Origin of the sequence: Asanoa sp. NPDC050611 (assembly GCF_040654855.1) — a bacterium.
Lineage (GTDB): Bacteria > Actinomycetota > Actinomycetes > Mycobacteriales > Micromonosporaceae > Asanoa.
In genome coordinates, this window is record NZ_JBFAIU010000029.1 from 35194 (window position 1) to 37765 (window position 2572).

General features: G+C 76.3%; 1 protein-coding gene and 1 pseudogene. Both read right to left on the reverse strand.

The features are described 5' to 3' along the window. The coding region (locus AB0H87_RS07440) for an AAA family ATPase (protein ID WP_360141183.1) at window positions 1–2399 on the reverse strand (2399 nt) is incomplete at its 3' end. 21 nt (window positions 2400–2420) lie between these two features. Then, window positions 2421–2465 (reverse strand): annotated as a pseudogene (locus AB0H87_RS07445) (hypothetical protein); the annotation flags it as partial. Window positions 2466–2572 lie beyond the last annotated feature (107 nt).

The window sequence follows — 2572 nt, forward strand, 5'->3', positions numbered from 1 at the left end:
TCCCGCGGGCTCGGGGGCGGGTTGCCGTGTACCGCCGTGGCGGCGGCCCGATGGCCCTCGGTTTCCCGCCGGGGTACCCCCGACACCGCGTCGGCGTACGCCGGGCCGTCGGCCGCCATGCCGATCCGCGTGATCCGCTCCGGCGTCAGCGCGGGCGTCCAGCCGCGGAAGACGCCGAACCGCTCGGCCAGCGCGACCAGCGGCGCGCCGCGGTCGGCCTCCGCGACCGCGAGCGCCAGCAACAGCGACCCGCAGACGGGAAACTCCACGATGGACAGCGTGGGTACGGCCGTGGCCAGGATCTCCGGCAGGCCGTCGACGATGTCGCCCACCAGGTCGAGCCGGCCGTGCTCGGCGTGGTGGAGCACCGCGACCGCCACGGCCTCGTAGGGCCACAGCCCGATCTCCGCCAGCTCCCGACCGTTGGCCCACGACCGCAGCGCGGCCTGTCGCCACAGCCTCAGCCCGCCCTCGACGTCGCCCCGGCCCAGCAGGAGCTGGCCGCGCACACACGTCTCGTAGCGCTCCAGGTCGACGGGGTCGTCCCCGCTGGCCGGCGGCATCGCCTCGGCCAGCCCGCGCTCGGCCTCGTCGTACGCGCCGCGCTGCAGGTTGGCCAGCACGAGCGCCCACTGCCCGCGGGTCGTCGACCAGCCGAGCCGCTCGGTGATCGCCAGGGCGGCGCGCAGGTTGCGGTAGGCCTCCTCGCCGGGATCGGAGTGCAGGCTGAGCTCGCCGACCCGGCTGTAGGCCAGCGCCCGCAGCAGCAGGCTGCGGTCGTCGTCACCGACGGACGCGCGCATCCGCCTGGCCGCCGCGAGCGCGCTCGCGCCCTCGTTGGCGTACTCGTGCAGGTAGCTGATCAGGTATTCGGTGATCCCGGCCAGCATCGGCTCGGGGCTCGCCGACAGCTCGTGCAGCGCGGCGGCGTCGGGCGCGCACAGCGCGACCTGTGCGGCCCGGACCAGCGTGTCGGGCCGGGCCCGGGGCAACCGGCGCAGGGCGGCGACGGCGCGCAGCGGGCTGACGCCCGGCATCAGGAAACCGAACACCGCGGCCAGCACGAGAGCGGTCCGGGTGACCTCGACGAGGTCGGGGTCGGGGCGGAAATGGGACAGCACCCAGGCGGTCTCCCGCGCCAGCTCGCCCAGCCGGGGGATGTTCGACTCCGTGATCCAGAGGGCGCCCAGCGCGGCCGCCGCACCGGCGACGGCGGCGCCGTCGGCCCGGTCGAGCCCCTGCCGCAGGGCCAGCAGCAGGTTCTCCTGCTCGGCGCGGACCGCGTCCACGGCCAGGAGGCCGTCGGTGAGGTCCGCGTCGGCCTGCCACCGGACCGCGAAGTCCCGCGCCCAGTCCAGGAACCGGCCGATGGCCTCGTCGGTCCCGCCGGCGTCGGCGAGGCGGGCGGCGCTGAACTCGCGCACCGTCTCCAGCATCCGGAACCGTGTGCCCGAACCGCTGTCGGTCACCGTCAGCAGGGACTGGTCGACCAGGTGCTCCAGCACGTCGTCGGCGCCGAGCACGTGGCGCGCGGCGGCGGCGGTGAAGCCACCGGGAAACACCGACAGCGCGCGCATCGCCGCCTGCCCGGCCGGCTCCAGCAGGTGCCAGCTCCAGTCGATGACGGCGTGCAGCGTGTGGTGCCGCTCGGGCGCGTCCCGGTTGCTGCCGCGCAGCAGCGCGAAGCGGTCGTCCAGCCGGCGGGCGATCTCGGGGACGGACAGCACGCGTACGCGCGCCGCCGCCAGCTCCACCGCGAGCGGCAGCCCGTCGAGGCGGCCGCACAGCTCGCGCACGACACCCGGCGGCAGCTCGGCGTCGGGCCGGGTGGCCCGGGCCCGCTGCGCGAACAGCTCGACCATCGTCGGCAGGTCGAGGGCGGGCAGCTGGTAGACCGACTCGGCGGACAGGCGCAGCGGAGCCCGGCTGGTGGTGAGCACCCGCAGCTCCCGGCGCGCCGACACCAGGTCCTGGACGAGCGCGGCGACGCCACGTACGACGTGCTCGCAGTTGTCGAGCACCAGCAGCGCCGGGTCCGGCCCGAGGGCGTCGACGATCGCCGCCGCCCGCGACGGCAGCCGGGCGCCGGGGGAGAGGACGGCGTCCCGCACGCCGAGCGCGGACGCCACCTCACCGGCCACGTCGGCATCGGCGGTCACACCGGCGAGCCCGACGACGTGCACGACCCGCTGCTCGGCGGCATCGGCGACGGCGTGCGCGAGCCGGGTCTTGCCGAGGCCGCCCGGGCCGACGATCGAGGTCACCCGGGCGGTGCGCAGCAGGTCGGTCACGGCGGCGACGTCCTTGTCGCGGCCGAGCAGCGGGTTGGGCTCGGCCACGACACCGTGCCGGACCATGGGGGCGTCGCTGCGCAGCAGTGCCTGGTAGGCGGCGCGCACCGCCGGACCCGGCTCGCTGCCCAGCTCGTCGCGCAGCTCCCGCCGGTAGGCGTCGTAGTGGGCCAGCGCGGTCGCCGGCGCGGATCGACCGGGCGATGACGGCCGACTTCACGTTGCCCGGCGGCGGCACCGGCCGCATCCTGGCGTCGATGTGGTCGTCGACGCTGCTGCGG